The 26,724-nt window shown below is 52.6% G+C and carries 28 protein-coding genes and 1 tRNA gene; 21 read left to right on the top strand and 8 right to left on the bottom strand.

Features of this window, described 5'->3' with window-relative positions; all coding sequences use genetic code 11:
* The coding region (locus B5D39_RS15880) for a transposase (RefSeq protein ID WP_208610609.1) at window positions 1–136 on the bottom strand (136 nt) is incomplete at its 3' end.
* 170 nt (window positions 137–306) lie between these two features.
* Between B5D39_RS15880 and shc the strand changes: the two genes are divergently transcribed.
* The 6 genes from shc (at window position 307) to B5D39_RS15855 (ending at window position 8,246) form a co-directional block, all read left to right on the top strand.
* Entirely contained in the window at window positions 307–2,361 is a 2,055-nt protein-coding gene (gene shc / locus B5D39_RS15875; RefSeq protein WP_078791483.1) for a squalene--hopene cyclase, read from the top strand.
* An 87-nt stretch (window positions 2,362–2,448) separates the two neighbouring features.
* Window positions 2,449–3,438 carry a hopanoid-associated sugar epimerase gene (gene hpnA, locus B5D39_RS15870; RefSeq protein WP_078791481.1) on the top strand — a complete coding sequence of 330 codons (990 nt, stop codon included), beginning with the start codon at window positions 2,449–2,451 and terminating at the stop codon, window positions 3,436–3,438.
* Window positions 3,439–3,448: 10 nt separating this feature from the next.
* Window positions 3,449–5,317, top strand: a complete 1,869-nt coding sequence (gene dxs / locus B5D39_RS15865) for a 1-deoxy-D-xylulose-5-phosphate synthase (protein ID WP_078791480.1) — start codon at window positions 3,449–3,451, stop codon at window positions 5,315–5,317.
* 144 nt (window positions 5,318–5,461) lie between these two features.
* Window positions 5,462–6,463: an adenosyl-hopene transferase HpnH gene (hpnH, locus tag B5D39_RS15860; RefSeq protein WP_078791478.1), complete on the top strand. Its 1,002-nt coding sequence runs from the start codon at window positions 5,462–5,464 to the stop codon at window positions 6,461–6,463.
* A 27-nt stretch (window positions 6,464–6,490) separates the two neighbouring features.
* The gene (locus B5D39_RS16980; RefSeq protein ID WP_153304315.1) at window positions 6,491–6,634 is read left to right on the top strand and encodes a hypothetical protein; all 144 of its coding nucleotides are present in this window, start codon (window positions 6,491–6,493) and stop codon (window positions 6,632–6,634) included.
* 238 nt (window positions 6,635–6,872) lie between these two features.
* Window positions 6,873–8,246 carry a TatD family hydrolase gene (locus B5D39_RS15855; RefSeq protein WP_078791476.1) on the top strand — a complete coding sequence of 458 codons (1,374 nt, stop codon included), beginning with the start codon at window positions 6,873–6,875 and terminating at the stop codon, window positions 8,244–8,246.
* 32 nt (window positions 8,247–8,278) lie between these two features.
* Here the strand turns inward: B5D39_RS15855 and B5D39_RS15850 are convergent, their stop codons facing one another.
* From B5D39_RS15850 to B5D39_RS15835, 4 genes are read right to left on the bottom strand one after another with little or no spacing between them, the layout of a single operon-like run.
* On the bottom strand, window positions 8,279–8,737 hold the full coding sequence (locus B5D39_RS15850) for a hypothetical protein (RefSeq protein ID WP_078791474.1): 459 nt from the start codon (window positions 8,735–8,737) through the stop codon (window positions 8,279–8,281).
* Window positions 8,738–8,741: 4 nt separating this feature from the next.
* Complete coding sequence (locus tag B5D39_RS15845; RefSeq protein ID WP_078791473.1) at window positions 8,742–9,155, bottom strand: DUF350 domain-containing protein; 414 nt, start codon at window positions 9,153–9,155, stop codon at window positions 8,742–8,744.
* A 50-nt stretch (window positions 9,156–9,205) separates the two neighbouring features.
* Entirely contained in the window at window positions 9,206–10,327 is a 1,122-nt protein-coding gene (locus B5D39_RS15840) for a glutathionylspermidine synthase family protein (protein WP_078791471.1), read from the bottom strand.
* 4 nt (window positions 10,328–10,331) lie between these two features.
* Window positions 10,332–10,649: a DUF1190 domain-containing protein gene (locus tag B5D39_RS15835; RefSeq protein WP_078791469.1), complete on the bottom strand. Its 318-nt coding sequence runs from the start codon at window positions 10,647–10,649 to the stop codon at window positions 10,332–10,334.
* Between the two features lie 105 nt (window positions 10,650–10,754).
* On the opposite strand from B5D39_RS15835, the gene amrS reads away from it, so the two are divergent.
* The 3 genes from amrS to B5D39_RS15820 all read left to right on the top strand — a co-directional run bounded on the left by amrS (window position 10,755) and on the right by B5D39_RS15820 (window position 13,751).
* Window positions 10,755–11,768, top strand: coding sequence for an AmmeMemoRadiSam system radical SAM enzyme (gene amrS / locus B5D39_RS15830; RefSeq protein ID WP_078791468.1), 1,014 nt, complete (start codon window positions 10,755–10,757; stop codon window positions 11,766–11,768).
* A 47-nt stretch (window positions 11,769–11,815) separates the two neighbouring features.
* Entirely contained in the window at window positions 11,816–12,283 is a 468-nt protein-coding gene (locus B5D39_RS15825; protein ID WP_078791485.1) for a PaaI family thioesterase, read from the top strand.
* Window positions 12,284–12,350: 67 nt separating this feature from the next.
* On the top strand, window positions 12,351–13,751 hold the full coding sequence (locus B5D39_RS15820; protein ID WP_208610608.1) for a hypothetical protein: 1,401 nt from the start codon (window positions 12,351–12,353) through the stop codon (window positions 13,749–13,751).
* Between the two features lie 60 nt (window positions 13,752–13,811).
* Here the strand turns inward: B5D39_RS15820 and B5D39_RS15815 are convergent, their stop codons facing one another.
* A complete protein-coding gene (locus tag B5D39_RS15815; RefSeq protein WP_078791464.1) occupies window positions 13,812–15,185 on the bottom strand; it encodes a sigma-54-dependent transcriptional regulator in 1,374 nt (457 codons plus the stop codon).
* Window positions 15,186–15,313: 128 nt separating this feature from the next.
* Between B5D39_RS15815 and B5D39_RS15810 the strand changes: the two genes are divergently transcribed.
* Window positions 15,314–16,882 (top strand): DUF342 domain-containing protein, encoded by a 1,569-nt coding sequence (locus B5D39_RS15810; protein ID WP_078791462.1) that lies wholly within the window; start codon window positions 15,314–15,316, stop codon window positions 16,880–16,882.
* On the opposite strand, the gene bioA is transcribed toward B5D39_RS15810, so the two are convergent.
* On the bottom strand, window positions 16,879–18,246 hold the full coding sequence (gene bioA, locus B5D39_RS15805; protein WP_078791460.1) for an adenosylmethionine--8-amino-7-oxononanoate transaminase: 1,368 nt from the start codon (window positions 18,244–18,246) through the stop codon (window positions 16,879–16,881). The genes B5D39_RS15810 and bioA overlap by 4 nt on opposite strands.
* A gap of 173 nt (window positions 18,247–18,419) precedes the next feature.
* On the opposite strand from bioA, the gene B5D39_RS15800 reads away from it, so the two are divergent.
* From B5D39_RS15800 to B5D39_RS16975, 11 genes are all read left to right on the top strand, one after another.
* Window positions 18,420–19,082 (top strand): hypothetical protein, encoded by a 663-nt coding sequence (locus tag B5D39_RS15800; RefSeq protein ID WP_078791458.1) that lies wholly within the window; start codon window positions 18,420–18,422, stop codon window positions 19,080–19,082.
* Window positions 19,083–19,145: 63 nt separating this feature from the next.
* The gene (locus B5D39_RS15795; protein WP_078791457.1) at window positions 19,146–19,694 is read left to right on the top strand and encodes a GAF domain-containing protein; all 549 of its coding nucleotides are present in this window, start codon (window positions 19,146–19,148) and stop codon (window positions 19,692–19,694) included.
* A 194-nt stretch (window positions 19,695–19,888) separates the two neighbouring features.
* Window positions 19,889–19,974: transfer RNA gene (locus B5D39_RS15790), tRNA-Leu, on the top strand.
* A 188-nt stretch (window positions 19,975–20,162) separates the two neighbouring features.
* The gene (locus B5D39_RS15785) at window positions 20,163–21,422 is read left to right on the top strand and encodes a tyrosine-type recombinase/integrase (protein ID WP_078791455.1); all 1,260 of its coding nucleotides are present in this window, start codon (window positions 20,163–20,165) and stop codon (window positions 21,420–21,422) included.
* Between the two features lie 11 nt (window positions 21,423–21,433).
* The gene (locus B5D39_RS15780; RefSeq protein WP_139366811.1) at window positions 21,434–21,649 is read left to right on the top strand and encodes a hypothetical protein; all 216 of its coding nucleotides are present in this window, start codon (window positions 21,434–21,436) and stop codon (window positions 21,647–21,649) included.
* A gap of 108 nt (window positions 21,650–21,757) precedes the next feature.
* Entirely contained in the window at window positions 21,758–22,477 is a 720-nt protein-coding gene (locus tag B5D39_RS15775) for a hypothetical protein (protein WP_078791451.1), read from the top strand.
* A gap of 141 nt (window positions 22,478–22,618) precedes the next feature.
* Window positions 22,619–22,849, top strand: coding sequence for a helix-turn-helix transcriptional regulator (locus B5D39_RS15770; RefSeq protein ID WP_078791449.1), 231 nt, complete (start codon window positions 22,619–22,621; stop codon window positions 22,847–22,849).
* Window positions 22,842–23,687 (top strand): toprim domain-containing protein, encoded by an 846-nt coding sequence (locus B5D39_RS15765; protein WP_078791448.1) that lies wholly within the window; start codon window positions 22,842–22,844, stop codon window positions 23,685–23,687. The genes B5D39_RS15770 and B5D39_RS15765 overlap by 8 nt, the downstream gene beginning before the upstream one ends.
* Complete coding sequence (locus B5D39_RS15760; protein ID WP_078791447.1) at window positions 23,671–24,219, top strand: DUF927 domain-containing protein; 549 nt, start codon at window positions 23,671–23,673, stop codon at window positions 24,217–24,219. The genes B5D39_RS15765 and B5D39_RS15760 overlap by 17 nt, the downstream gene beginning before the upstream one ends.
* Window positions 24,216–25,562 carry a DUF927 domain-containing protein gene (locus B5D39_RS15755; protein WP_078791445.1) on the top strand — a complete coding sequence of 449 codons (1,347 nt, stop codon included), beginning with the start codon at window positions 24,216–24,218 and terminating at the stop codon, window positions 25,560–25,562. Before B5D39_RS15760 ends, B5D39_RS15755 begins: the two co-directional genes overlap by 4 nt.
* A gap of 260 nt (window positions 25,563–25,822) precedes the next feature.
* Window positions 25,823–25,978: a hypothetical protein gene (locus B5D39_RS16975; RefSeq protein ID WP_153304314.1), complete on the top strand. Its 156-nt coding sequence runs from the start codon at window positions 25,823–25,825 to the stop codon at window positions 25,976–25,978.
* Window positions 25,979–26,195: 217 nt separating this feature from the next.
* Here the strand turns inward: B5D39_RS16975 and B5D39_RS17055 are convergent, their stop codons facing one another.
* Window positions 26,196–26,372 (bottom strand): hypothetical protein, encoded by a 177-nt coding sequence (locus B5D39_RS17055; RefSeq protein ID WP_161947524.1) that lies wholly within the window; start codon window positions 26,370–26,372, stop codon window positions 26,196–26,198.
* Window positions 26,373–26,724: the final 352 nt, after the last annotated feature.

The following is a 26,724-nucleotide window of genomic DNA, read 5'->3' as shown; positions in this document are numbered from 1 at the left end:
GACATAACTGACGGATGATTTTGCCAACTTCTCCTCGAAGCCTGCCGTAAAGAACCTTCTTACGGTATTTCGGCACGATCACAACATGATATTTGCACTCCCATTTTACATGGGCTAAACTTTGCCACTCTCGCATGGCAGTTCCTCCTGTTGATTGCCTTTAGGGGCTTTCCTCAGGAGGAACTATCGCTGGAACGGCAGAGCCTTTTCAAGTCTCACCGGCAGAGCCGGTGGTTTACTGAAAACCTTCAATTAACAATAAATACAGACAAATAAACTTCAGGTTTCAGGAAAAGGCTTATTTCCATGAAGTCAAGTAAATATCCGATTTCACACGCGCTGACATCGTTTAACAATACTCCGGCAACACCAGCAGAACCATCTGCAAACATCATTAACCCCAAGAGTCCTGCCAAGATCCACCGGCTCCCCTCATCAATCTGGAAAAAGATGGAAGGCAGCGCAGGTAATCCTCTGGACAAGGCGATTGAATTAACCCGCGACTTTTTTTTCCGGGAACAGCTGCCGGACGGCTACTGGTGGGCAGAACTTGAATCCAACGTTACGATTACAGCAGAATACATCATGCTGTTCCACTTCCTTGGCATGGTTGACAAGGAAAAAGAACGCAAAATGGCCAACTATCTGCTGCGTCAGCAGACCGAAGAAGGCTACTGGACGGTCTGGCAGAACGGCCCGGGCGACCTTTCCACCACCATTGAGGCGTACTTTGCCCTGAAACTGGCTGGCTACCCGGCTGACCATATCGCCCTGCGCAAGGCCCGCGATTTTATCCTGGCCAATGGTGGTATCCTGAAATCACGGGTCTTTACCAAGACATTTCTGGCCATGTTCGGTGAGTTTTCCTGGCTGGGTGTCCCCTCCATGCCGATCGAGTTGATGCTGTTGCCTGACTGGGCCTACCTGAACGTGTATGAGTTCTCCAGCTGGGCTCGTGCCACCATCATCCCCATGTCGGTGCTGATGGCCAACCGCCCGGTCTACAAGCTGCCTCCCCATGCCAGGGTGCAGGAGCTGTTCGTTCGCCCGCCACGCCCTACTGACTATACCTTTACCAAGGAAGATGGCATCTTCTCCCTGAAGAACTTCTTTATCGGCGTGGACCACCTGCTTAAGGTCTACGAATCCAGCCCGATCCGCCCCTTTAAGAAGCAGGCTACTGAAAAGGTGGAGCAATGGATCCTTGAGCACCAGGAGAAAACCGGTGACTGGGGCGGCATCCAGCCTGCCATGCTGAATGCCATCCTGGCGCTACACTGCCTGGGCTATGCCAACGACCATCCGGCAGTGGCAAAAGGCTTGGAGGCGCTGGCCAATTTCACCATTGAAGACAGTGACTCCCTGGTGCTGCAATCATGCATCTCACCGGTCTGGGATACGGCACTGGTGCTGCAAGCCATGCAGGAGGCCAGTGTTCCTTTAGATCACCCCTCCCTGATCAAGGCATCCCAGTGGCTGCTTGACCGCGAGGTACGGATCAAGGGGGACTGGAAGATCAAATCCCCTGACCTTGAGCCGGGTGGCTGGGCCTTTGAATTCCAGAACGACTGGTACCCCGACGTGGACGACTCGACAGCAGTAATGATCGCTATCAAGGATATCAAAGTCAAGAACACCAAAGCACGTCAGGATGCCATCCGGCGCGGCATTGACTGGTGTCTGGGGATGCAGAGCGAAAACGGCGGCTGGGCCGCCTTTGACAAAGACAACACCAAGCATATGCTAAACAAGATCCCCTTTGCCGATCTTGAAGCGTTGATCGACCCCCCCACTGCTGATCTGACCGGCAGGATGCTGGAGCTGATGGGTAACTTTGGCTACACCAAGGACCATCCCCAGGCGGTCAGCGCCCTGGAGTTTCTGAAAAACGAACAGGAACCGGAGGGTCCCTGGTTCGGCAGATGGGGCGTCAACTACATTTACGGCACTTGGTATGTGCTGATTGGGCTTGAGGCGATCGGCGAAGACATGAACAGCCCCTATATCAAAAAGTCGGTCAACTGGATCAAGTCCCGTCAGAACCTGGATGGCGGCTGGGGTGAACTCTGCGATTCATACTGGGACCGCACCCTGATGGGCTGTGGCCCCAGCACAGCATCCCAGACTTCATGGGCTCTGATGGCGCTGATGGCTGCCGGTGAAGTGGGCTGTCAGGCAATGGAACGGGGTATCCAGTATCTACTGGCAACCCAGAACAGTGACGGCACCTGGAATGAGGATGCCTTTACCGGCACCGGGTTCCCCAAATACTTCATGATCAAGTACCATATTTATCGCAACTGCTTCCCGCTGACCGCCCTGGGCCGGTATCGCCGCCTGACCGCAGGAGCGCACGCATAGCCTGTAGGAACGGGCATTAAACGAGAACACGGGAAGCCCCGCTGTTGCAGGCCGGGGCTTTTCCCATTCTGGAGAAACCAACAGACCATGAAGACCTTTGTCACCGGCGCCACCGGTTTTATCGGCGCCAGCATAGTGCGGGAGCTGCTGAAAGACGGGCATGTAGTGACCGCGCTGGTCAGGAACGGCTCTGACACTGCTAACCTTCAGGGGCTTGATGTCACCATTCTGCGGGGTGATCTGCATGACCAGCAGCAACTTGAGCAGGGCATGGCCGGTTGTGATTGGGTCTTCCATGCTGCTGCTGATTACCGGCTCTGGTGTCCTGAACCGCAGGTCATGTACCACGCCAATGTGGATGGCACCCGCAACCTGCTGGCTGCAGCCCTTGCTGCCGGTGTGACGCGGGTGGTGTATACCAGCAGCGTCGGTACCCTGGGGAATCCCGGTGATGGCAGACCTGGTACAGAAGAAGCCCCGGTTAGCCTGGCTGACATGGTGGGAGACTATAAAAAAAGCAAGTTTCTGGCAGAGCGGGAAGCGGAGAAATTCGTTGACAAGGGTCTTGGCCTGATTATAGTCAACCCTTCCACCCCGGTGGGGCCGTTTGACATCAAACCGACACCTACCGGTAAGATTATTGTGGATTTTCTGAATCGCAAGATGCCGGCCTATCTTGATACCGGTCTGAATCTGATCGCCGTTGAAGACTGCGCCCGAGGCCATATCCTGGCAGCGGAAAAGGGACGGATCGGCCAGAAATATATCCTTGGCAACCAGGATCTCACCCTGCGGGATATCTTCGGCATGCTTGAGCAGTTGACCGGCCTGTCGGCACCTAAGGTACGCCTGCCCTACACACCGATCCTACTGGCTGCCTATGCAAACGAGACACTTGCACGGCTGACTGGCAAAGAGCCGCTGATTCCGCTGGCCGGTGTGCAGATGGCAAAGAAATTCATGTTTTTTGATGCATCAAAGGCTGTACACGAACTGGGACTTCCCCAGACTCCGGTAGAAGAGGCACTTAAACGGGCCGTTGACTGGTTCCGTTCCAATGGCTATGCCTCTGCATAAGGAAAACGCTATGTTACTTGAAACCATACAGAACCCTGATGATCTGAAAAAGCTGCCATTGGAGCAACTTCCTGAACTGGCTGAAGAGATCCGCAGCTTTCTGCTGGCAACCGTATCGGAAACCGGTGGACATCTTGGATCAAACCTTGGTGCGGTCGAGCTGTCCATGGCCCTGCATTACTGTTTTACCACCCCCCAGGACAAGATTGTCTGGGATGTGGGCCACCAGGCCTACACCCACAAGCTGTTAACCGGCCGTCGGGATCGCTTTGCCACCCAACGCCAGTACAAAGGGATATCAGGCTTCCCCAAACGGTGTGAATCAGAACATGATGCCTTTGGCGTGGGCCACGCCTCCACTTCCATCTCTGCTGCTCTGGGCATGGCGGTTGCCGATAATCTGGATCAAAAGAAGAACAACGTCATTGCCGTGATCGGTGATGGTTCCCTGACCGGTGGCATCGCCTTTGAAGGTCTGAACCAGGCTGGACACCTTAAGAAAAACCTGATTGTGGTGCTGAACGACAATGAGATGTCCATCTCTAAAAACGTTGGCGCCTTTTCCGCCTTTGTCTCCCGCAAGATGACCACCCGTCACTTCCGCGAGCTGAAGAAGGAGATGAAGGAACTGCTGACCAACATCCCGGCCTTTGGCAAGGATATCCTTAAATTTGCCCGCCGGGCTGAAAACTCGCTCAAAGGTTTTCTGACCCCTGGTGCCCTGTTTGAGGCGTTGGGGTTCGACTATATCGGCCCGATTGATGGCCATGACCTGCCCGGCCTGATTGAGGTCTTCAACAATGCCCGTGAATTTGACGGTCCACTGCTGCTGCATGTTATGACCACCAAGGGCAAGGGCTACCGCCCTGCTGAAGAAACACCGGATAAATTCCACGGCGTAGGGGCCTTTGACCTCTCCACCGGTAAGGCACCGGCCAAGTCGTCCACCATCTCCTACACCGAGGTCTTTGGACGCACCCTGGTTGATCTGGCCAAGGAAGATCCAAAAGTTGTTGCAATCACCGCTGCCATGCCGGACGGCACTGGGCTTAACTTCTTTAGCGATGCCTTGCCGGACCGTTTCTTTGATGTGGGTATTGCTGAACAGCATGGTGTCTGCTTTGCAGCCGGTCTAGCTGCTGATGGATTCAAACCGGTCACCGCCATCTACTCATCCTTCATGCAGCGGGCCTATGATCAGGTCTTCCATGATGTCTGCCTGCAGAACCTGCCGGTGGTCATTGCCATGGACCGAGCTGGCTTGGTGGGTGATGATGGTCCTACCCACCATGGTGTGTTTGACCTCTCATTCATGCGTCATTTGCCGGGCCTAACCTTTATGGCTCCCAAGGATGAAAATGAACTGCGGCACATGCTCAAAACAGCCCTGGAGCTGAAGGCGCCGGTGGCCTTGCGCTACCCCCGTGGAGCTGGCTATGGCGTACCGCTGGACAAAAAGATGGAATGCCTGCCTATCGGCAAAGGTGAACTGCTGCGGGAAGGTACTGACCTGACCATTGTTGCCATTGGCTCAACAGTCATGCCTGCGGTCAAGGCAGCTGAACAGCTTGCAGAGCAGGGGATCAGCGCTGGTGTAGTGAATGCCCGCTTCATCAAGCCGCTGGATGCAGACCTGATTCTGGGTCAGGCCAAGGCTACCGGCAGGATTGTGACGGTTGAAGAAAACGTCCTGCAGGGCGGATTCGGCAGCGCCGTGCTGGAACTGCTGCAGGATAACGGCATGTCGCAGGTCAAGGTCAAACGACTTGGCATACCGGATCAGTACATTGAACAAGGAACCCAGGCTCAACTCCGCAAGGATGTGGGGATTGATGCCGAAGGTATAGCAACGGCTGCAGCAGCATTTTTTCATAACTAACCACAACCCAGCAGTGTCAATTTTTCGATGAGTTCAAGGCGTTCAAGGAACTGCGCGGAGGCGTACTAAAATGTACGCCGCACAAGCGGTTCCGCAGAACAACGAAGAAATCGCGAAAAAGTGTCACTGCCACACGAGGATTACATGCGTTTCCCCTGGCGTTTGAACTATGATTTGACCAAGTACATCATCAAAAACAACCTCAACAAGGTTGAAAAGTACCCGCTGGTACTGATGCTGGAACCGACCCACCTCTGTAACCTGACCTGCTCCGGTTGTGGACGTATCCGTGAGTATGCCAACACCATCAACGACATGATGTCACTGGAAGACTGTCTGAAGTCGGTTGATGAATGTCCGGCACCGGTGGTCACCATTACCGGCGGTGAGCCATTTCTGTATCCCCATATCTATGAGCTGGTGCAGGGGATTCTGGACCGTGGCCGCCACATCATGTTCTGTACCAATGCAGTGCTGATGGAAGAATCCATCAAAAAGATGCAGCCCCACTCCAACCTGACCTTTAACGTCCATATGGATGGTCTGGAACAGACCCATGACCGCATTTTGGAGCGTAAAGGCTGCTTCAAGACCGGTATGGCAGCCATCAAGGCAGCCAAGGCAAAGGGGTTCCGGGTCTGCACCAACACCACCATCTTCACTGATACTGATCTGGTGGAGATTGAGATGCTGTTCCAACAACTGGAAGAGCTTGGTGTGGACGGCATCCTGGTGGCGCCCGGCTTCAGCTATGAAGCGGTTGAAGAAGAGAAGCAGTTCCTGGTCCGCCAGGAGATTGAGAAGAAATTCCGGGAAGTTTACGAGATGAGCAAGAAGCACCGCTTCTGGTCCACCCCGATGTATCTGCGCTTCCTGAAGGGTGAGAAAAAACTGCAATGCACCCCCTGGGGCAATCCAACCCGCAACCCCCAGGGCTGGAAGGCCCCTTGCTACCTGATCACTGACGGTCACTACCCCACCTTCAAAGAGATGATGGAACAGGTCAATTGGGACAGCTACGGCGTGGGCAGAGACCCTCGCTGTGCCCAGTGTATGATGCACTGCGGTTTTGAGCCGACGGTGGTGACCGAAGTGGGTAAAAGCCCCAAAGATATTCTTGAAATGATGCTCTGGAACCTGTCATAAAAGCTTGTTTTGGTGACGTTACCCACCATGAAAAATCTCATTCTGTACCTTCTGTTCATACTGGTCATGACCGCCTTCTGCCCCCATCAGGCAGAGGCGGTTCAGTCCAGATCCCCCCAACTGATCTACCCTTCAAGCAAACGGATCGTCATTTTTGTAGCCGATGGCTGAGGCTACTGCACCAAGGCGGAAAGTTTTTTCGCCACACGTAACATCCTATTTGAGATACGGGATATTCAGAAAGATCACCGTTTTTACCGTGAGTGGCACGACAACTTTCACGGTGACATTGTGCCGTTGATCGTCTTTGATAACGGCAAGCAGGTGGTTGACAGCTTTGACCCACGGGGCATCAAACAGGCACTGAAGGCCATTGGTATTACCCCTAAGAACGGAAAAAATCCTTAACATGCCAACTATAATTGATACCCACTGCCATATTTACTACGATGATTTCAAGCCCGACTGGGATCAGATGCTTGCACGGGCCGAGACAGCCGGTGTCAAAGGAATGATTGTGGTTGGCGCTGATGCAGCATCCAGCCACCAGGCAGTTGAAATAGCTGCCAACCACCCAACAATCTACTGCACCGTGGGTATTCATCCCCATGATGCCCAAGGGGTTGATGAGGCAACGATCCAGACGCTGAGAGAGCTGGCGATAAACAGTCCCAAGTGTGTTGCCATTGGCGAGATCGGTCTGGATTTCTACCGCAACCGCTCTCCCCGTGAAGATCAGGAGCGGATCTTCAGTCGCTTTCTTCAGATGGCCAAAGAACTGGATAAACCTGTAGTGATCCATGATCGTGATGCCCATGCAGAAACCCTGGCCATGATCAAAGAAGCTGGTGTTACCAAGGGCGTGATGCACTGTTTTTCCGGTGATCTGGCCTTTGCCCGGCAATGCCTTGAGCAAGGGCTGTATCTCTCCATACCCGGCACTGTCACCTACCCTTCCAATGAACAGTTGCGGGAGGTAGTCCGCAATGTACCGCTTGAGCGTCTGCTGCTGGAGACTGATTGCCCCTATCTCTCGCCAGTGCCCCACCGTGGCAAGCGCAATGAACCGGCCTACACCCGCATCACCGCAGAAAAAGTGGCTGAACTGCGTGGCCTGACCGTGGAAGATGTGGGCCGGATCACCACCATGAACGCAGGTCGGCTGTTTGGTATTCCGCTCTGGGACGAATCAACCAAGATCGCCTACCGGATCAGAAACTCGCTCTACCTGAATATCACCAACCGTTGTTCAAACCACTGCACCTTCTGCCCGAAGTTTGATGAATTTACCGTCAAAGGGCATAACCTGCTGCTGGACCATGAACCTGGTTTTGAAGAGGTAATGGCTGCCATTGGCCAGCCAGAGGGGATTGATGAGGTGGTATTCTGCGGTTTTGGGGAATCACTGCTGCGGCTGGATCTGGTCAAAGAGGTGGCACAGGCCCTGAAACAACGTGGCTATCCGATCAGGGTTAACAGTGATGGGCAGGCCAACCTGGCCCATGGTCGCAACATCCTACCTGAACTGGCCGGACTGGTTGACAGCATCTCCATCAGCCTCAACGCGCCTGATGCCGCGACCTATGACAGGCTCTGCAACACCCCCTTTGGTGCGGGTGGATGGCAGGGTGTGTGTGATTTCCTGCGGGAAGCCCCCGGTTACATCCCGGATGTGACTGCTACAGCTGTCACCATTCCTGGCATTGATATAGAGGCTTGCCGCAGAATAGCTGAGGAACTAGGGGTGAAGTTCAGGGTGCGGGAGTATGCTGAAGTAGGGTAACACTCCCCCCTGACAAGGGGGGAAATGAGGGGTTAACGCCCTTTTTGTTCTGCCAAACGCTCTTCATAGATCCGCTTCAGATAGGTGTGCGAAACGGTTTTTTTAAACTCTTGCTTGAAGTGATCAGACAGCTGTCGCCATGACAGTTTTTCCTTTTCCCGCAACCGGACCAGTTCATCCAGATAGTTTTTCTCTAAAGCAGACCTCAGCCGTTTTTTATACGGCTTGTGCTCACGGATCTGAGGTGACACCTGCGGCGCCTGCTCTATCCAGATCTGTTTCAACACCGCCAGAAAGGCTGCATAGCCAGCCTCTCCGCCCCGGCTGGGGGCCACCCTGCCCAGGGCAAGCCATTCCTTAAACAACTCACGCTGCCTACGATGCACTTCCACCCGTAGTTCTTCATCAAGACGGGCATACAGTTCACCAAGTGCTGCACGTTGTTCTGCGGTCAAGCCGGTTAACAGCTCTATGGAGCGTTCATCGTACATGCTGTTAATAGGTCATACTGGCTGCGTTCAGCAGGCCGATGGAAACCGAGAAGAAGGCCAGCAGCGTGGCAGAAGCTACCTGGTTGTCCTCAATCTGCTTGACCAGATCCTTAAAGATCACTCGCACGACGGAAAAGACCAGGATCTGCACCACCATGGCCACCAGCGCCCAGATCAGCATATCCAGAAAACCGACACTGTGAGTGATGGCACTGTGCAGCGGCAGTACAAAACCGATAAAGGCACCGCCAAAACTGATGGCTGGGGCGGTTTTGCCTTCCCGCACCAGCTTCAGTTCATCGTACGGGGTAATTTTGCAGTAAATAGCGCAGAAAACCAGCAGAAAGCCCAGCGCTGCCACAAAATACTTGGCAAAATCAATCATTCCTTGAAAAGAATCCAGTCCCAGTCCGTTCATGAGTAACCTCCGTTAAGTCTTATTCCAATTCCGGAATTGTATATAAAAATTCAAGTAAAATAATGGGGTAAAAATCTGCTGGCATTGGTGGTGACCAGTTGTCGGTCTTCACGGATGCCGATTCCTGCTGATTCGCCTGCCACAATCCAGGAGCCGATCACCGGATAATTGCCGTCAAAGCAGGGAATTGGTGCCAATTGCTGATAGACCAGGGCTTTGCCGCCGTAGCTGCCTTCAACCTCATGCACCTGACCGTTGCGATGCACGGTTACATTTTCCCCTTCACGGGAGAGCAGCGGTTTGGTGACATAGTTGTCTCTGAACGGGCCTGCCTCAAAACCGGCCTGCAGCAGATTGTCGTGCCCTTCAAACAGCTCCCACATAATTGCCAGCAGCCCCTTGTTGGACAGCAGCATCTTCCAGGCTGGCTCAATCAACCGCATCCGGGCTGTTGCCAGTTTACGACCAAAATACTCATTTACCAGCCATTCCCAGGGATACAGTTTGAACATGCAATCAATCGGGTGGTCATCCAGATCAACAAAGCGGCCATCCACCTCTTCAAAACCGATATCATTCATAAACAGCTGGGAAGTGGTCAGCCCGGCCTGAATGGCGGTATCCCGCAGATATTCAAGGTTGCCAAAATCCTCCGGTGCATCAGCCACGCAGGAGAAGTGGACGGTTGAGGAGATCCCAATCCCTTTCCAGGCCTCAATCAGACGTTCATGGATTGAGTTAAACTGATCAGCATCAGGATAGAGGTCCTTTAACCAGAACCATTGAATGACACTGGCCTCCAGTAGTGATGTCGGGGTATCAGCATTGTATTCCAACAGCTTGGGTGGCGTATGACCATCGTAGGCCAGATCAAAACGGCCATACAGGGATGGCTCATCCTTATCCCATGAATCAACGATCAGCGGCACGGCATGGGCCGGTATCTGCAGCTTGTCAAACAGATCCTTATCAATCACATGTTGGGCTGCCTCAATGCAGCGTTCCTGCAGCTCATTGGTGACATTTTCCAGCAGATCTATCTCGGCCCGGTCAAAACGATAACAGGCGGTCTCATCCCAATACGGCTCATCATCAATGGTGTGATAGGCCATCCCCTGGGATTCAACACTTTGTTGCCAGTTTATGCGGGGCGGACGGACAATCCGTTGCATCTACCTAGCCCCCGAAGGAAGAATGGAAGGAGGAGAGACTGCCAAAACCACCCCGTGAGACCGACACTGTCCTGATAGAGCGGCTGCCCTGACCGGCATAGGTTCGTCCCGTAGTAAAACGGGGGCCATAGAAATAACCGTGACTGTAGTTGCGATCCCCCTGCTTCATCTCTTCGCAATTCTTGGGATCATTGCCCCAGTCATCCAGGCAATCCTGTTTGTTTTTATAGACATGCCGGTCGTCTTTTTTACCGCAACCGCCAAGGGCCAGCATGCCGCCAATCAGGACCAGGGATATCTGCAGGGTACTTCGTCTGCGCATAGGTCACTCCAACAGATGTACTTGCCAACCAGTTTGCAATCGGTTGACTATCGGGTATAGATATACCAGTAAACAGTTTTCTCGCAAGCGTTTGGAGCATTAATTATGGAAAAAGCTCTCTGTTTTGAAATGCTGGAAAAAAAATCTGTCCGCTGCAACCTCTGCCGACACCGCTGTACCATTGCTGAAGGTGGTCGCGGCATCTGCCGGGTACGGGAAAACCGTGACGGGCAGCTCTACTCGTTAGTTTCAGGCCTGCTTGTGGCGGAACATATCGATCCGATAGAGAAGAAGCCGCTCTACCACGTCCTGCCCGGCTCACGCAGCTATTCCATAGCATCAGTCGGCTGCAACTTCCGTTGTCAGCATTGCCAGAATGCTGATATTGCCCAGTATGATGATCAGGGCAGCGGTCGTATACCAGGCCGCCCGACTCCATCAGCAGAACTGGTTCACCGGGCCGTTGCTGGCGGCTGTCGTTCCATTGCCTATACCTATACCGAACCAACGGTCTGGTTTGAGTACGCCCTGGAAACAGCGCGTCTGGCAGCAGAGGCGGGTCTCTACAACATCTTTGTCACCAATGGTTATATCAGTAGTGAAGCACTGGGGATGATCGCACCGGTGCTGCACGCTGCCAATATCGACCTGAAAGGGTTTACCAACGACTTTTACCGGCGTGTCTGCGGAGCACAGCTGAACGCGGTGCTGGACTGCATCAGAGAGTACCGCAAGCGCGGCATCTGGATTGAGATTACCACACTGGTGATACCGGGGGAAAATGACGATGCAGAGCAGTTAAACGGCATTGCACGTTTTATTGCCGATGAGCTTGGGCCGGACACCCCCTGGCATGTCTCACGCTTCTTCCCCTGCTATCAGATGTTGGATCACCCCCCTACCCCTGCCAGCTCACTTGAACAGGCACTTGAGGCTGGTGACCGGGCTGGACTCAGGTATATCTATGAGGGCAATGTTGCCAATGGTCGGGAACAGACGATCTGCCATGGATGTGGGGCGGTGGTGATTGGACGCAGTGGTTACACGGTTACCCGGCTTAATCTGAAAGACGGTGCCTGCGGTAGTTGCGGCAAACCGGTTGCAGGTGTTTGGGAATAGGAAAGCAAGGATGAAGGATGAAGGATAAAAAACACAGAGGAGTTACCATGTTTGAAAACATATATGATCTTCCGGTTAACCAGGATGAAGAGCTGCCGTTTCAGTTACCGGAATGGATCGCCCCTGCGCCATTTGAGGAGTTTCTAGGCATGACCATCCATGAGGCAAAAAACGGCAAGGCAGTGCTGACCATGCCGTTCAAGGCGGCCCTTTGCCAGGGCAAGGGTCTGATGCACGGTGGCGCAGTGGTGTCACTGGCAGATACAGCCCTGGCCATGGCGATCAAGAGCCTGCTGCCTGAAGGAACAGATTTTGTAACCATCAAGCTGGGGCTGGAGTTTCATGCTCCAGTGCGTTGGGGGCTGGTCCGGGCCGAGGCCAGGGTAACTGATCAGGATGACCGGAATATTGAGGGGATGACGGAAATTGTAACTGAGGAAGGGATTAAGGCAGCCACCTTCAGGGCCACCTTCAGGGCCACCTTCAGGATCAGAAAGCAACGACCGGCCAACTAAACACAACCATTTGAATAACGATTATCAACATAATAATATCAAGCAACTAACAAGTTACGGAGCAAGTATGAACATGAACAGACTGGGAATATGTCTGATTGCCTTACTACTGGTATTATCATGCACAGGGCTGGCGCCAGCCGCTTCGGTGCAGGATGCAGTCGGAATCTGCGCCACGAAGAAAGGAAAGGCTCATTCTTGCTGCAGTCTGCTGTTGGATGATCCGGATGAGCTACAGCAATGCGTCAGCTTACTCACACAAAAACAACCCTCTCAACCAGCAAAAAGTACTGTTACCTCCCGAAATTCAGTCCCTCCACCACATAAGCGAAGCACATCGGCACCAACAGAGAGTCCTGTTCGGGAGACTGATCAAGCCGACAGTTCACGCTCAACTGGGGAAAGAACTTTCATATACCATATTGGCGGTTTTCCACCCCACGACATGTCTCATCTGCTGGTCAGTGGGTGGAAAAAGGATGAGGCTACCAGTATATCCTCTGTCAACACTGTTACTAAGGGTTACGGCATAAAATCCGGCGACATCAAACTGTTTGAAAAAAAACTGCTTGATATTTCAGCCATTATCAAGGAGGTGCCATCCCTGAATCCACCCAGAGGATGCGCACCGCGGCTTGGCAGAGCTATTGATGATGTCTACGACATAAAAGATTCTTTTTCAAAGAAGCAGCCGATTAGGGGGCAGATTCTTGCCGGTTGCTTTAAACTGTACGAACGCAAAGTAAAAAGAAATGGAGTATCGACAACCGAGTGGCAACCTGACCATGAGACCAGGCAGTATCACATTAGTGTAAACAATCTTGATGACATGCTAAAAGGCCAAAACTGGACAAACGGGCCATCACCTATTCGTCCATTAGAGCAATTCTTTACCGCGCCTCAACAGGTGGGAGAGCTACAGGGATTCCCCATATATGCCAGACAGGTGACACCTGAAGGAGTCCCACGATCAATGTTTGTACTGATTTCACGAAAGGGGGTGCAGCCATTCCTACCTGTGGGACGTGAACAGTTTATCAAAGCACTGATCAACACCCTGGAATATGAGATCAAGACAACATATTACACCAGTCGCAATAATCTACCGGACAATATAAAAAACGTACGGGCCATGTATCAACAGCAGCTAATATCGCTCAGGCCAGAAGAGAAGGAGATGCCTGCCTGCTTTTTAAACAGGCACCATGATTCCTGGGGACAGGGCAATGTTCCTCTTGACACACCGGACTGTAAACCGATAGTCAGACTGAATCCTGACCTTATCAATCCCAAAGCCCCACGCACATCAGTTCAATTTGTTATGATACGAAATTTTGAAGATATTCAGCAGCGTTATAACGAACTACCCGCTGCATCGAAAGATTCTCTCTCAAATTTTCGTGTTACTATTGACACAATCACCCAGACAGACTGGAGCAAAGTCTACAACCTGATTGGCAAACCATAAATCAAAGCGGCGCCCCCCTATCGGAGGCGCCGCTTTAAGTTTACTTTTTGTAAGACTGCTTTAAATACCCAACCGTTTCATCTTCTCAACCAATGTAGTCCGGTTCAAGCCCAGCAGGGCAGCGGCCCTGGCCTTTACCCCATTGCTCATCTGGAGTGCCTTGGCAATCATCTTACATTCCAGCTCTTCAATGGCAGCCGGCATATCGATCCCTTCCGGTGACAGATCCAGACAAACACCTTTTGGGGGGCTTGAGGCCTCAGTGATCTCAGACGGCAGATCGTCCGGCCCAATGGTATCCTGCTCGGTCAGGGCTGTCACTCGCTCCACCACGTTTTCCAGTTCACGCACATTACCTGGCCAACGGTAACGCTCCAGAGCATCAAGGGCCGGCTTGCTGAGGGTCATCAGCGGACGCCCCATCAAATGGCAGAATTTATCCAGAAAGTGGCTGACCAGCGGCAGCAGATCTTCACGACGATCACGCAGGGGGGGCAACTGCAGCGGAATAACGTTTAAGCGATAAAATAGATCCTCGCGGAAGCTCCCCTGACGGACCTGCTCTTCAAGGTCAGCGTTGGTGGCGGAGATCACCCGCACATCCAGCTTGATCGGCTTGGTGGAACCGACCCGCTCCACCTCCTGTTCCTGCAGTACCCGCAACAACTTGGATTGCAGATGCATCGGCATGGTGCCGATCTCATCCAGAAAAATGGTGCCGTGGTTGGCAGCCTCAAACTTGCCGATCTTGTCCCGCACCGCGCCGGTAAAGGCCCCCTTGGTATGTCCAAACAGTTCACTTTCCAGCAGTGTTTCCGGGATGGCACCACAGTTGACTGCCACAAAGGCATGTCCCTTGCGACGACCATTATGGTGCAGCGCCTTGGCCACCAGCTCTTTACCGGTGCCGGATTCACCGAAAATAAGCACCGTTGAATCAGTCTTAACGATCCGCTGCATCCGCTCAAACAGCCGCTGCATGGCAGCAGAGCCACCAATAATGCTGCTAAATTGAAAACGTTCCTGCAACTGTTTACGCAGATAGACGTTTTCAGACAGCAGACGCTGTTTTTCACAGGCCTTGGCTATGACAATCTTCAGTTCTTCAAAGTTAACCGGCTTGGTTATATAATCAAAGGCCCCTTCCTTCATGGCCTGCACTGCGGTCTCTGCCGAGGCATGGCCGGTAATCACCACCACCTCCAGCTCAGGGGCCACCTGACGGATTTCCTGCAGGATCTCAATACCGTTTTTATCAGGTAGAAACAGATCGACCAGCACCAGGTCAGCCCGTCCTTCATGGACCAGCGCCACCCCCTCTGCGCCATTGGCTGCAGAAAGAGGTGCAAACCCGGCTTTTTTCAGCAGCAGCTCCATCACCTGCCGACCCGGTTCATCATCATCAATGATAAGAATTCGTGTCAGTTCACTCATACCTGGCATTCCACCTGCATCTGTTTAGTTTCAGTACTATGGCACACTCATCCAAGCTGCTGCAATGATTTCATACTTTACCCAACGCTAATTTATGCTAAGCTGAAACTGATTACAGGGAGCAATCAATGAGCGATCAGCCCACACAAACACAGGAAAGCAAACCGGATGGCCAGCGTTTTTACCACGCACAGACCGGCTATCAGCTAATCCTGAGCCTCTCCAAGGATGAGATGGAATGCCGCGCCCACCTTGAAGTGAAGACAGATGGCACTCCGCCGACCAGGGATGAGCTGCTGGGCTATCTGGCCGCTGATGGCATAACAACCGGTATTGATGAAGAAGCTATACCACTCCTGTTGCGTGAGGCTCGTCCCGGTAAAAGCGCCAACGGATTGCTGGCAGCCGGCATACAACCAATACTGGGCGATGACGGCAAACTTGCCTTCAGCTTTGATACTGCTGATCAGCCCCCTGCTGAGACAACAGCTGATGAAGATCCTGAAAAACGTCAGATCGACTTCAGGGCTGTGCAGAAATTCATTAACGCAGATGCAGATCAGGAGATCGGCCGGATACTGCCCCCCACCAACGGGACCCCAGGCAAGACGGTACGCGGCAAACCGGTTCCATCAGAAGCAGGTAAACCGTTGATGCTGAAACTGGGGCAGAATGTCCGTTCCGGCGGAGACAATAACGATATCCTTTTTGCCGAGATCCATGGACGGGTCAAACAGGAAGGCGACACCATTAATATTGTTGAAGAATATGTGGTGGATGGCAATGTTGACTTTGGTGTCGGCAATATCCGCTTTAACGGCTTTGTTGAGGTGCGGGGGGATGTGCTGGATGGCTTTCAGGTAAGCGCCAGTAAAGGCCTGAAGATTACCGGCAACGTAGGGGCCTGCCGTCTGATATCCCATGGTAATATTGAATTTTGCGGCATGGATGGCCAAGGCCAGGGTAAAGGCAGCATCCTCTGCGGCGGTAGTATTACTGCCCATTTTATCCATGACAGCGCTGTTGAATGCTGGGGCAACATGCTGGTTGATGTTGAACTGCGCAACTGCAGTATTCATTGCCGCGGCAGCCTGATCACCGGCGTTCTGGCTGGTGGAGACTGCGTCACCCTTGCAGGCCTTGAGGTTAAAAAGCTGGGGGCCCCCTCTGCCGTTAAGACCGTTGTGCATAGTGGCGTGGACTACCACGACCTTGACCGGATGCAAATCCTGCTTGAGCAGCTTGATGAGCTGCAACAACAGATCACAAAGACCAAAGATCTACAGGAAATAACAACGCTGACCGAGAAAAAGCAACAGCTGGCCAGGGTTATTGTTGATGTCCGAGCCCACCGTCCTGCCGGATCAAACCCAAAGATTAACATCAAGGACCGAATCCATGAAGGAGTTACCATCTATCTTGGTGATGCGGTTGAAGAATTTGCAACGGAGCTGTCCGGCCCGATCAGCCTGATCGAGAATAGCCGTGATGGTGGGCTGCGCAGACTCTCCCTGAACAGCCTGGAGATTCTGGCCAGTGATCTTGAAAAGGCCTGGCTTGAAAACGATGAGCAAGAACGCCAGGAACGGCTCAAGCAAGAAGCAGCAGAGCGGGAGGCTGCAGAAGCAGAGGCGCAGCAGGCGCTTGATGAGGCTGAACAAGCAGAGCCTGCTGCTGAACCACCTGCGCCTGACTAATCGGTCACAGCGTTAATCGCCTTTTTTAGCCCTTCCATCAGAAATACCAATTCATCTTCCGTAATAGCCAGCGGCGGAAACACCACCACCGTATTCCCCAACGGACGGGAAAAGACCCCATGTCTGCGGGCTTCCTGACAGACCCTGATGCCCCGCTTTTCCTCCCAGGGATACGCTGCTTTCGTCGCCTTATCCTGCACCAGTTCAATTCCTGCTGCCAGGCCGCACTGACGCAGATTACCGACGTGCGGATGGCCCTCCAACTGCTGCAGCAAAGCCGTTAACTGTTTACTACGCTGCTGTACCGACTCCATCAGTCCGGTCTCCTCAAACAGCTCCAGACTGCGCAGCGCAACAGCACAGGCCAGCGGATTGCCGGTAAAGGTATGGCCATGAAAAAATGTCTTCAGTTCAGCATAGTTCCCCAGAAATGCCTGATAGATCTCCTCGGTTGCCAAGGTGGCAGCCAACGGCAGGTAGCCGGCACAGAGCCCTTTTGAGATTGCCATGATATCCGGCGTCACCCCTTCATGCTCGACCGCAAACATCTTTCCGGTTCGCCCAAAGCCGGTAGCCACCTCATCGGTAATCAACAGTACGCCGTAACGATCACACAGTTGACGCACCCCCTTCAGATATCCGGCAGGGTGCGCCAGCATCCCGCCCGCCCCCTGCAGCAGCGGTTCCATCATCATGCCTGCCAGCTGTTCCTGATGCTCAACCATCAACTGCTCCAGCGCATCCAGGCAGGCCATGCCACAGCTTGCCGGATCATGCTTGCCCATGGGACAACGGTAGCAATAGGGGGCAGGAGCCTCAATGGTTGAAAACAGCAGCGGCTTGAAGGTGTCATGATAAATCGAGATCCCGCCAACACTCATGGAGCCGATGGTGTCGCCATGATAGGCATGCTGCAGCCGCAGAAAGCGGCTCCGCTGCGGTTCTCCCGTGTGACAGTGATACTGATAGGCCATCTTCAGCCCCACCTCCACTGCCGTGGAACCGTTATCGGAATAAAAGACCTTACTTAATCCATCCGGTGCTATCTCAACCAACCGCTTTGCCAGCAGGATTGACTGCTCACCCGCCAGGCCCAGCAGGGTCGAGTGTTCAAGCCGGGCTGCCTGATCAGCCAGCGCCTTATTCAGTGCAGGATGACTATGGCCATGCACGTTGGTCCACATGGAAGCAACACCGTCCAGATAACGGTTACCATCCGAATCAATCAGCCAGCTCCCCTCACCTGCCACAATCACAATCTGATCATCAGCCAGCCAATCCTGCATCTGGGTAAAGGGGTGCCAGACATACTGTTTGTCCCAGGCCTGAAGCTGGGCAGTGGTTGGTTTTTCAACATTATTCATGACATTTGACCTTGTCCTTCACTTGCGAATGTGAATAAATGTGCTATAAGCAGTATATGTAAGACCTGTTTTGTCCGCTAGAATTATTTGGGTTTATAATCCACTAGATCAAGTAGATAAAGCAAGGTTCAGCTGTTCTAATCTACAACATAAAACACCCTCTGGAGAATTCTGTGCGCCTGTTAAACACCCTGCTAATTCTGTTTGTCGCTTTCTTTTCAGTTGCATCGCCAGCGATTTCCGATACCTCTTCCGGTGTCATGAAGGACTTTCAATTCATCCAGAATAATCAGCGTATTCAGCCAGATGGCTCAGGGGTGCTAAAACTTGCTCGCAAGGCATTTTCTATCCGCTATACCGGCAAAGGACTGGCTCCGTCAATCTATGCCAGCTTCAACCCAAAACTAAAGCAGCAATTCAAAGAGTTACATGACCCGATCATATCATTTGCCGGAACAGGATCAGCAGCCTCTCCATCCCAACTGTATGTAGATAATGAGGCATTGGATTTCTATCAAGGCTGGTCAGCAGCATTTGAGACCGCGTGGGGAAGCGTACAGGACTCCAAAGGACGGGCAGAGTACGTTGAACTGAGAAACAAGCTTGCTTCTGAGCCAATCATCACAATGTCAGGCCGAAATTACTCAAATTTTGAACCGCAACCAGATGGCACGTTTCTCTTTACCGTCAACCGAATCAACGACAGTTTCCCACCGTTTAAAGATGTAGCTCCTTTGTATTTGATACTGTTTGCCGATAAAACCTCTGTAACTCCTGATGCCAGCAGTTACCTGTTGCACTGGTCACCGCTGACCGTTGAATTTAAAAAGAAGTAAAAAACACACTTAACTGAGTGAGCACCCACGGTGCCACTGGAACTCTCTCCTGGAGACTATACCATGCCACAGAAAAAAACTAACGACATCGCCCAAGACAAGCTGAAGGCCATGATGGAAATGGCTGCCCTGGTCAACTCTTCACATGAACGATCAGTTATCATGGATCACGCCGTGAAATCGGTCTGCCGCCTGACCGGCGCAGAAGCCGGCAGCCTGCTGCTGATTGACGAATATACCGGACACCTTGATTTTGAAGTTGTAACCGGCTGCAAAGAAGATTTGCTGCCGTTTTTCCGGGTACCCAAAGGCCAAGGTATTTCAGGATGGGTTGCCCAGAATGACCTGCCGATCATTGTACCGGATGTTCAGGCAGATGAACGTTTCTTCAAGTTTACCGATAAAGAACTTGGATTTACCACCCGTGACATGATTGCCGTACCACTGCGGGTTAACGGGGCCGTTATCGGGGTATTACAGGCTATCAACAAAAATTCAGGTGCATTCAGCCATGACGACCTGAAACTGGCCATGGCATTTGCCAATCAAATCGCCCCGGTTATCAATCGAACAGACAAGGAACAGCCCCGCCCATCAACCGCCAATGCATAAACAGGGCTTTGAAAAACGTTATGAGGAAGGCTGGATACAAGGCGTAGGTCGCACAGCGACCGAGACATAACGGATAGCTAGGCGAGGGAGCGAGCACCGCGCAACGCCGTAGACAGCCTCCGCAGTAGTTTTTCAAAGACCTGATAAAGCCTCTTGACTCTCAGCGGGTTGATTGAGTATAGTCGTAAAACTTTGCCAGAGTGGTGAAATGGTAGACACAGCAGACTCAAAATCTGCCGAGGGCAACCTCATGCCGGTTCGAGTCCGGCCTCTGGTACCAGCTAACAATCCAGCATCATCCGATACAAACCTAAAGCCCTTGAAATTCAAGGGCTTTTCTTTTTACCTTGTCCAACATAATCCAGCCTGATATGCTTGAATCCAGATTTTTTTGGGGCTTTTCCAGGGGCTTTTTTATTTAAGCCCTAAAGAGAAAAACAAAAAGGCCCCAAAACGGAGGTCAAGCCAATGCCTAAAAGGGTTGTATCACTTACCGACCTGCAAATTGAAAAGGCGAAGAAACAAGAAAAGCCCTACAAGCTTACCGACGGCGGCGGGCTTTACCTTTTAATCACTCCCACCGGTGGAAAACTCTGGAACCTCAAGTATCTGTTTGCTGGCAAAGAAAGAAAACTTTCCCTTGGGCAATATCCTGCTGTTTCCCTGGCTGAAGCACGGCGTCGCAAGGAAGATGCACAGAATCTGTTGGCCGACGATCAGGACCCGGCGGCGATCATGTCAAAGCAGGCCAAGAAACAGCAACAGACCGCCGTTGTCGAAGCAAAACAGATAGAGCTTGAAAGCACCTTTGAACATATAGCCCGCGCTTGGCATAACAAGTTTTTCAGCACCTGGACTGCCCACCACGCCACCCGAATTATGACCTGGCTTGAACGTGATGTATTCCCCCATATTGGCGGCATGGATATAGCCACCATAGAGGCCCCTGATATTCTGGCTGTGCTGGAACGCATAGCCAACCGCCCCGCCCTTGACCAAGCCCACCGTACACGCAGCCATTGTGGAATGATCTTCCGCTATGCCATAGGGACCGGCAAAGTAAAGCGCGATCCTACCAGAGACCTGTTCAAGATACTACCACCCGTTAATCATGGCCACAGAGCAGCACCAACCGACCCGAAAGAGGTTGCCGCCCTGCTGCGTGCGATTGATGACTATAGCGGTTCATACGTCGTGCAGTGTGCATTAAAACTGTTGCCTATGCTGTTCTGCCGTCCTGGAGAACTGCGGGGCATGGAGTGGGCAGAGCTTGACCTTGATGCTGCTGAATGGTCAATACCTGCAGCCCGTATGAAAATGAAGCAAGCTCACTTGGTCCCGCTACCAGCTCAAGCAATAGAGATCATCAAGACCCTGCAGCCACTGACAGGCGGTAGCAAGCTGGTTTTCCCTAGCAGCTTGTCAGACACCCGCTGCATATCAGAAAACACCCTGAACACCGGCCTGCGTCGTATGGGTATAGAGAAGCACGAACTGTCTTCACATGGCTGGAGGGCAGTTGCGCGGACGTTGCTACATGAGGTGCTAGGGTTCACCCCTGACGCGATTGAGGCTCAACTAGCCCACGCTGTACCGGATCGGCTGGGCAGAGCTTACAACCGCACCACACATATTCAGGAACGTCGAAAGATGATGCAGCAATGGGCAGACTACCTTGACGGCCTGAAGGCAGGGGCAAAGGTGATACCACTACACAAGGCAGCATGAAAGGGGGCTTTATGTCAGACAACAACAAAATCGAGGAAGTAATTCAAAACATTCATCATGATTATGTCAAAGAGGTTGCAAAACTTGAGTTTTTTAGCAAGGCTTTCTATGAAATGGCCATGGGGCAAGCTTCACTTGCTGTCCCTGGTATTGACGGATGTGCATTGGCTTTCCAGCAGTCGGTACAGGCTTTGCAAGATATCAACGATAGACTTGCATCTGTGTGATGACACTATAGTTACCTCTTCCCAGGATAGCCCGACGGGGCGAACAGGCCGGACCCTCCCGGCCTTTCCTGGGGTTTGTTTGAGGGATACCGCACGAAGGGGGCGGGTATGCTTGTTGTAAAATTACCAGCAGAGGGCTGCTATACAGCCGACGAGTGGTGTAATCAAAAATTATGCGAATGCAGCAGCCGCAATATCGATAAATATTCCAAATTTGGTTTTGAATGGTCGCCCTATTACTTTGACGCTCTGTATAAAAGCTATAAATTAGGCGACGGATACGCTCTTATCAAGGCTTTCCAAGTGGCAATGCTTAACGGTATACATCCTCCGGTATGGGTGCTACAGGGGCTTGATAAGGGGTTTCAGAAATGGGATGAATTAGGCTTGAGTGGCGATGTTCGGACGCTTGATGATGTTTTAGGGCTGGGACATGCTATAGATTTCCGTGAACGATATGTCATGCCCCTTTATGAGAGATTGTTTACTCTTTACTGCGACCTAAAACACTACTGGAAGCTAAACAATGTTGATATTTTTGCTGTGCTTGATGAATTAGCCCTTGATAACTGGCATAAAATGACTGATGACGGTCAAATAAAGCACGGCAAACCCTCACTGAGTACTAAAAAACTCTATAAAGAGCAGGGGTGGAGGGCAATGTATTTGCGTTTGCGGAAGGTTGAGGCTGACTGGCTGTCTCGCGAAGAAGCTGACTTTGTTCTAAATCAATTCCCTGAATCCGCAAGAGATACCATTAAGGTACAAGCCCGCAAAGACCCGACCATAACAAGAGAAAAAACTATAAAGACAGTAAACAATAGTTAATTGTTATATTTTTTCAAAAAAAGCATGTCAGTTTTATTGACGTATTTTTTTTGCTTTTTGGGGGTGTGACTTCAGAACATAACATATCTAACCTTTATTCCACGGTACGCGTCCGAATCCGATGAATAGAGGTTAGACAATATGAAATCCACAACCACCACCCCGGCGGCACAAACCGTCACCGTCAACCCCCTGGGCCTGTTAAGGCTCCCTCAAGTCCTGCAACTCCTCCCTATTGGTCGTTCTTCCTGGCTGGCTGGTGTCAAAGAAGGCCGCTACCCCCAGCCGGTCAAGCTGGGACCCGCTACCACCTGTTGGCGTGCCAGTGACATTTTAAGTTTCATTGACTCTCTGGGGGCAAGCCATGAATGACGACCCCATCGAAGCCATTGCAGCGGCGGCGGCAAGCATCGGCATTGCCCCGCCTGACACCCTTCAGATTGATGCTGTTGTACATCGCTACCCTGACCGGCTGAATGACCGGCCCGGACAAAGAAACGCCTGGTATATGGCAACCCACAACCCGGACGGCACAACCGGCGGCGCGGTGGGTAGCTGGAAGCTGGGGGTATCAGTCAACTGGTGTACCAGTGTCACCCGCACCTATACCCCAGCCGAAAAAGCCGAATTTGCCCGGCAGCAGGCAGCAGCACGGGCAAAGGCTGAAGCTGAACGGCTTGAGGCACAACAGCAGGCAGCCGTCAAAGCTGTCCAACTCTGGGACCGGTCCCGTCCGGCCCGTCCTGACCATCCGTATCTTGTCCGTAAAGGGATACAGCGGCACCGTGCCCGGCAGATCGGCCCGGCCCTAGTGTTCGACTACCGGGACCAGCGCGGCATCATCACCACCCTGCAATTTATCCAACCAGACGGCAGTAAAAAGTTTTTATCCGGCGGCACGGTGGCGGCCTGTTCGCACCGGTTCGGTCCAAAGGTTAATAACGTTTTGATCCTGGCTGAAGGGTTCGCCACTGGTGCAACCATCCATGAGGCAACCGGCCACCCTGTCGCGGTCTGTGGCTTCGCTGGCAACCTCAAACCGGTAGCACTGGTAGCCCGTGCCGCCTTCCCTGAAGCTGTTTTGGTGATTGCCGGTGATGCTGACCCGGTAGGCAGGCAAAAGGCCCTTGAAGCGGCTGAAGCAGTTCAGGGGCGCGTAGTTTTCCCTGAATTTGGGGGGGCGGGGGTAGTGCATGGCAACAGATTCTGATTTTAACGACCTGGCAGCTAAGCCCGGTGGCAAGCGGCGGGTTGCTGAACAGATCGGCAACGTTGCCAGTGCTGAAAAGGTTATTGCTACCTTTGCTACATTTATGATTCGGGCAGGTGGTGTCTACTGGACCCCAGCAGCTAAAAAAGACGATGAACCGCAAGCGGTCTTTTTTTGCTCCTACATCAAGCCGCTGGGCATTGCCAGAACCGCACGGGGTGACGATTTTTCAATCCTGTTTGAGATGATTAACCCGGATCAGCAGAAGGTTGTTTTTCTGCTGCGTAACGCTGACCTGCAAAAAGCTGGTGGCGAACTGGCCCGGATCGAGTTTGCAGCCCGTGGCGGTTTCTTCGGTGTGGGTATCAGGGCACGTCAACTGTTTGGTGATTTTGTCAGTGCCATTTTAAGGCACAGCCGCAACCTGCCCCGCTTCGTTCTGATTGATCGGACTGGGTGGGTTCAAATTGCAAGCCGGTGGCTGTTTATACTGCCTGACAGCACCATAGGCGAGGAGGTAGCAAAGAAATGAACAAGAGTAAGGTTTTACTTACGCAGTCACTGACCGGCGACACCCCGGCAGGCTATGAAGTATCAGGCATAAAACAACCCTGGGACCAGCAAATAGGCGGCCTCTGTATCGGTAACTCGCGGGCTATCCTTGCTGTATGTGTGGCCCTGGCACCTCCTCTGCTCAAGGTGGTAGGCCTGGAGGGTGGCGGGTTTCACTTTGTTGGTCCCAGTTCTTGCGGCAAAACAACCTTGTTGCGAGTGGCGGCCTCAGTTAGCGGCAACCCGGCCACCACCATAAAGACCCTTGATGCTACAGCAAGCAACCTTGAGGCGGCAGCGGCGGTCTGTAATGACGGCTTGTTAATCCTGGATGAATTGGGGCAGGCGGCACCTGATGCACTTGGTGGCTTGGTCTACAAGCTGGCATCCGGCATAGGCAGAGGTCGGGCAGATCAGCGGGGCGAGGCACGGGAGCGCAAGAGCTGGCGTAACCTGTTTTTGACAACCGGTGAGGTGGATATGTCCACCATGCTTAAAACCATCGGCAAGCGGCCTGCTGCTGGTCAAGAGCTGCGTTTGGTAAGTATTCCAGCAGTACCGGACGGCAGCGGTGGAAATGGCATTTATGAAAACTTGCACGGCCTTGAATCTGGCGCGGCCCTATCTGACCACTTCAAGCAAGCTACATCACAATATCACGGCGCACCCCTGCGGGCTTACCTTGAGGTTTTAGTGCGTGACCTGAATCAAGATAGCCACCAGCTACGTCAAACGTTTCTACAGGCTATCAAGGGCTTTGTTGATGAGGTGGTCCCCGCTGGAAGCGACGGGCAGGTAATGAGGGTTGCGGCACGGTTCGGCCTGCTGTCTGCTGCTGGTGAATATGCAGCCCGGCATGGTGTTTTGCCATGGCCTGAAGGCGAGGCCGCTTGGGGTGTCCGTGAGTGTTTCAATGCCTGGCTGCAGCGGCGGGGTGGTTATGGCCCGCTTGAGGTCAAAAACCTGCTGGAAACCTTTGAAGGCTGGCTACAAACCAACGGAGAGGCCCGCTTTACCCCTATGGATGGAGACTTTAAGGGTCCGGCCCGTCCGGTGGTCAATCGGGCAGGGTTTAGGCGGCAGGTAGCAATTGCCATGTCTGAAGATTCCGGCATGGAGTATTTCATTTTTCCGGCAGCCTTTAGAGAGGCCATAGGCGCGGCAGAACCACGGTGGGCGGCCCGCGTCCTTGTTGAACATAAGTGGTTGTCTATCCATAAGAACGGCGACATCTGTCAACTCAAAAAACTGCCTGGGGCTGGGGCTTGCCGGATCTATCACGTTCCATCCCAGACCGGCAGTGAAGATGCTGAAGAAATTTAATATATATCTTCTGGGAATGTTACCGGCGTTACCGCCGTTACCATATTCTTAATATGCTGTAGTTATTGCTTTAAATAGGTAACGGATAAAAAATACAGGTGGTAACGGGTAACGTGTGTATCCGTTACCCGTTACCACCTACCTAAAAGCCGTTACCCGGAAAAACAAACATATTATTAGAGCGTTACGGGGACCGGTAACGGGTAACAACGGTAACACGTCAAATACAACACATATACAAATTGAAAGGAATAGCAGCCATGAAAAAGGATACCGTTTTGAAGCTGGCAAAAATCGCTGGGGCAATCCAAATGATTGAAAACGTGTTGACAGGACAACGCAAGCTTTGTGCCCAACTTGAGGCCCAACTTAACCGCCTTCAGGAACAACGCGAGAATCTGGAAGGGGGAAATTAATTATGCGTGAAATGTACAGAGACGAAGCTGCAGAGCTACTATGCCCCTTCGGTGCAGAATTTAAGCCGTGTTTGTCGCGTCGCTGCATGATGTGGAAAGACACAATAGACGGCCTGGGTTTTTGCTCATTCACGTCAGACGTTCGGCATGTCGAAACCGACCCAGAAACCGCCTTGACGGTCGAAATCTGCGAGGTGTGACCATGGCCCGTACATTCTCACACCAACGCCAACGACAGCACCATAAACAGCCACCCATGAAGGCATTCCACCGCACCGCGCCACCTGACCGCCACCAGCGCGGCCCGTTTGTAGACCTGGCTGAACAGGTACACCAGCAATACCGGCAAGCCATAGGCAAAACCGGGGACCGGTCCCCAGTAGATCAGCAGCACTCAAAAAAGTAGCAGCGCGGGGCACGGCATAGGCTGTGCCCCGTTTTTCGCTTCTGCGGTGACAATTCGGAGGTATGCAGTTCTCCGTCCAGGCTTCAGCCGGTCCCGGTTCTGCGTCCAACATTTCGAGGGGGTCACTTCTGCGGTGACAATTCCGGCAGCACCAACACAGCGTCCAGTATTCCGGGGGTGCCTGTTCTGCGTCGCCTGTTCGTACCTGGCTGATTCTCCGTCCGGTCTGAAGGGTAGCCCCTTTCTCCGTCCGAAAATCAGCCGGGCTTGCTTCTGCGTCCAGGATCGGGACCAGCTCAACACAGCGTCCAGCCCATGGCCGGTCCCGGTTCTGCGTCCA

The sequence above is a fragment of the Trichlorobacter thiogenes genome (assembly GCF_900167465.1).
GTDB lineage: Bacteria > Desulfobacterota > Desulfuromonadia > Geobacterales > Pseudopelobacteraceae > Trichlorobacter > Trichlorobacter thiogenes.
This window is presented reverse-complemented; position numbering and strand designations above follow the sequence as displayed.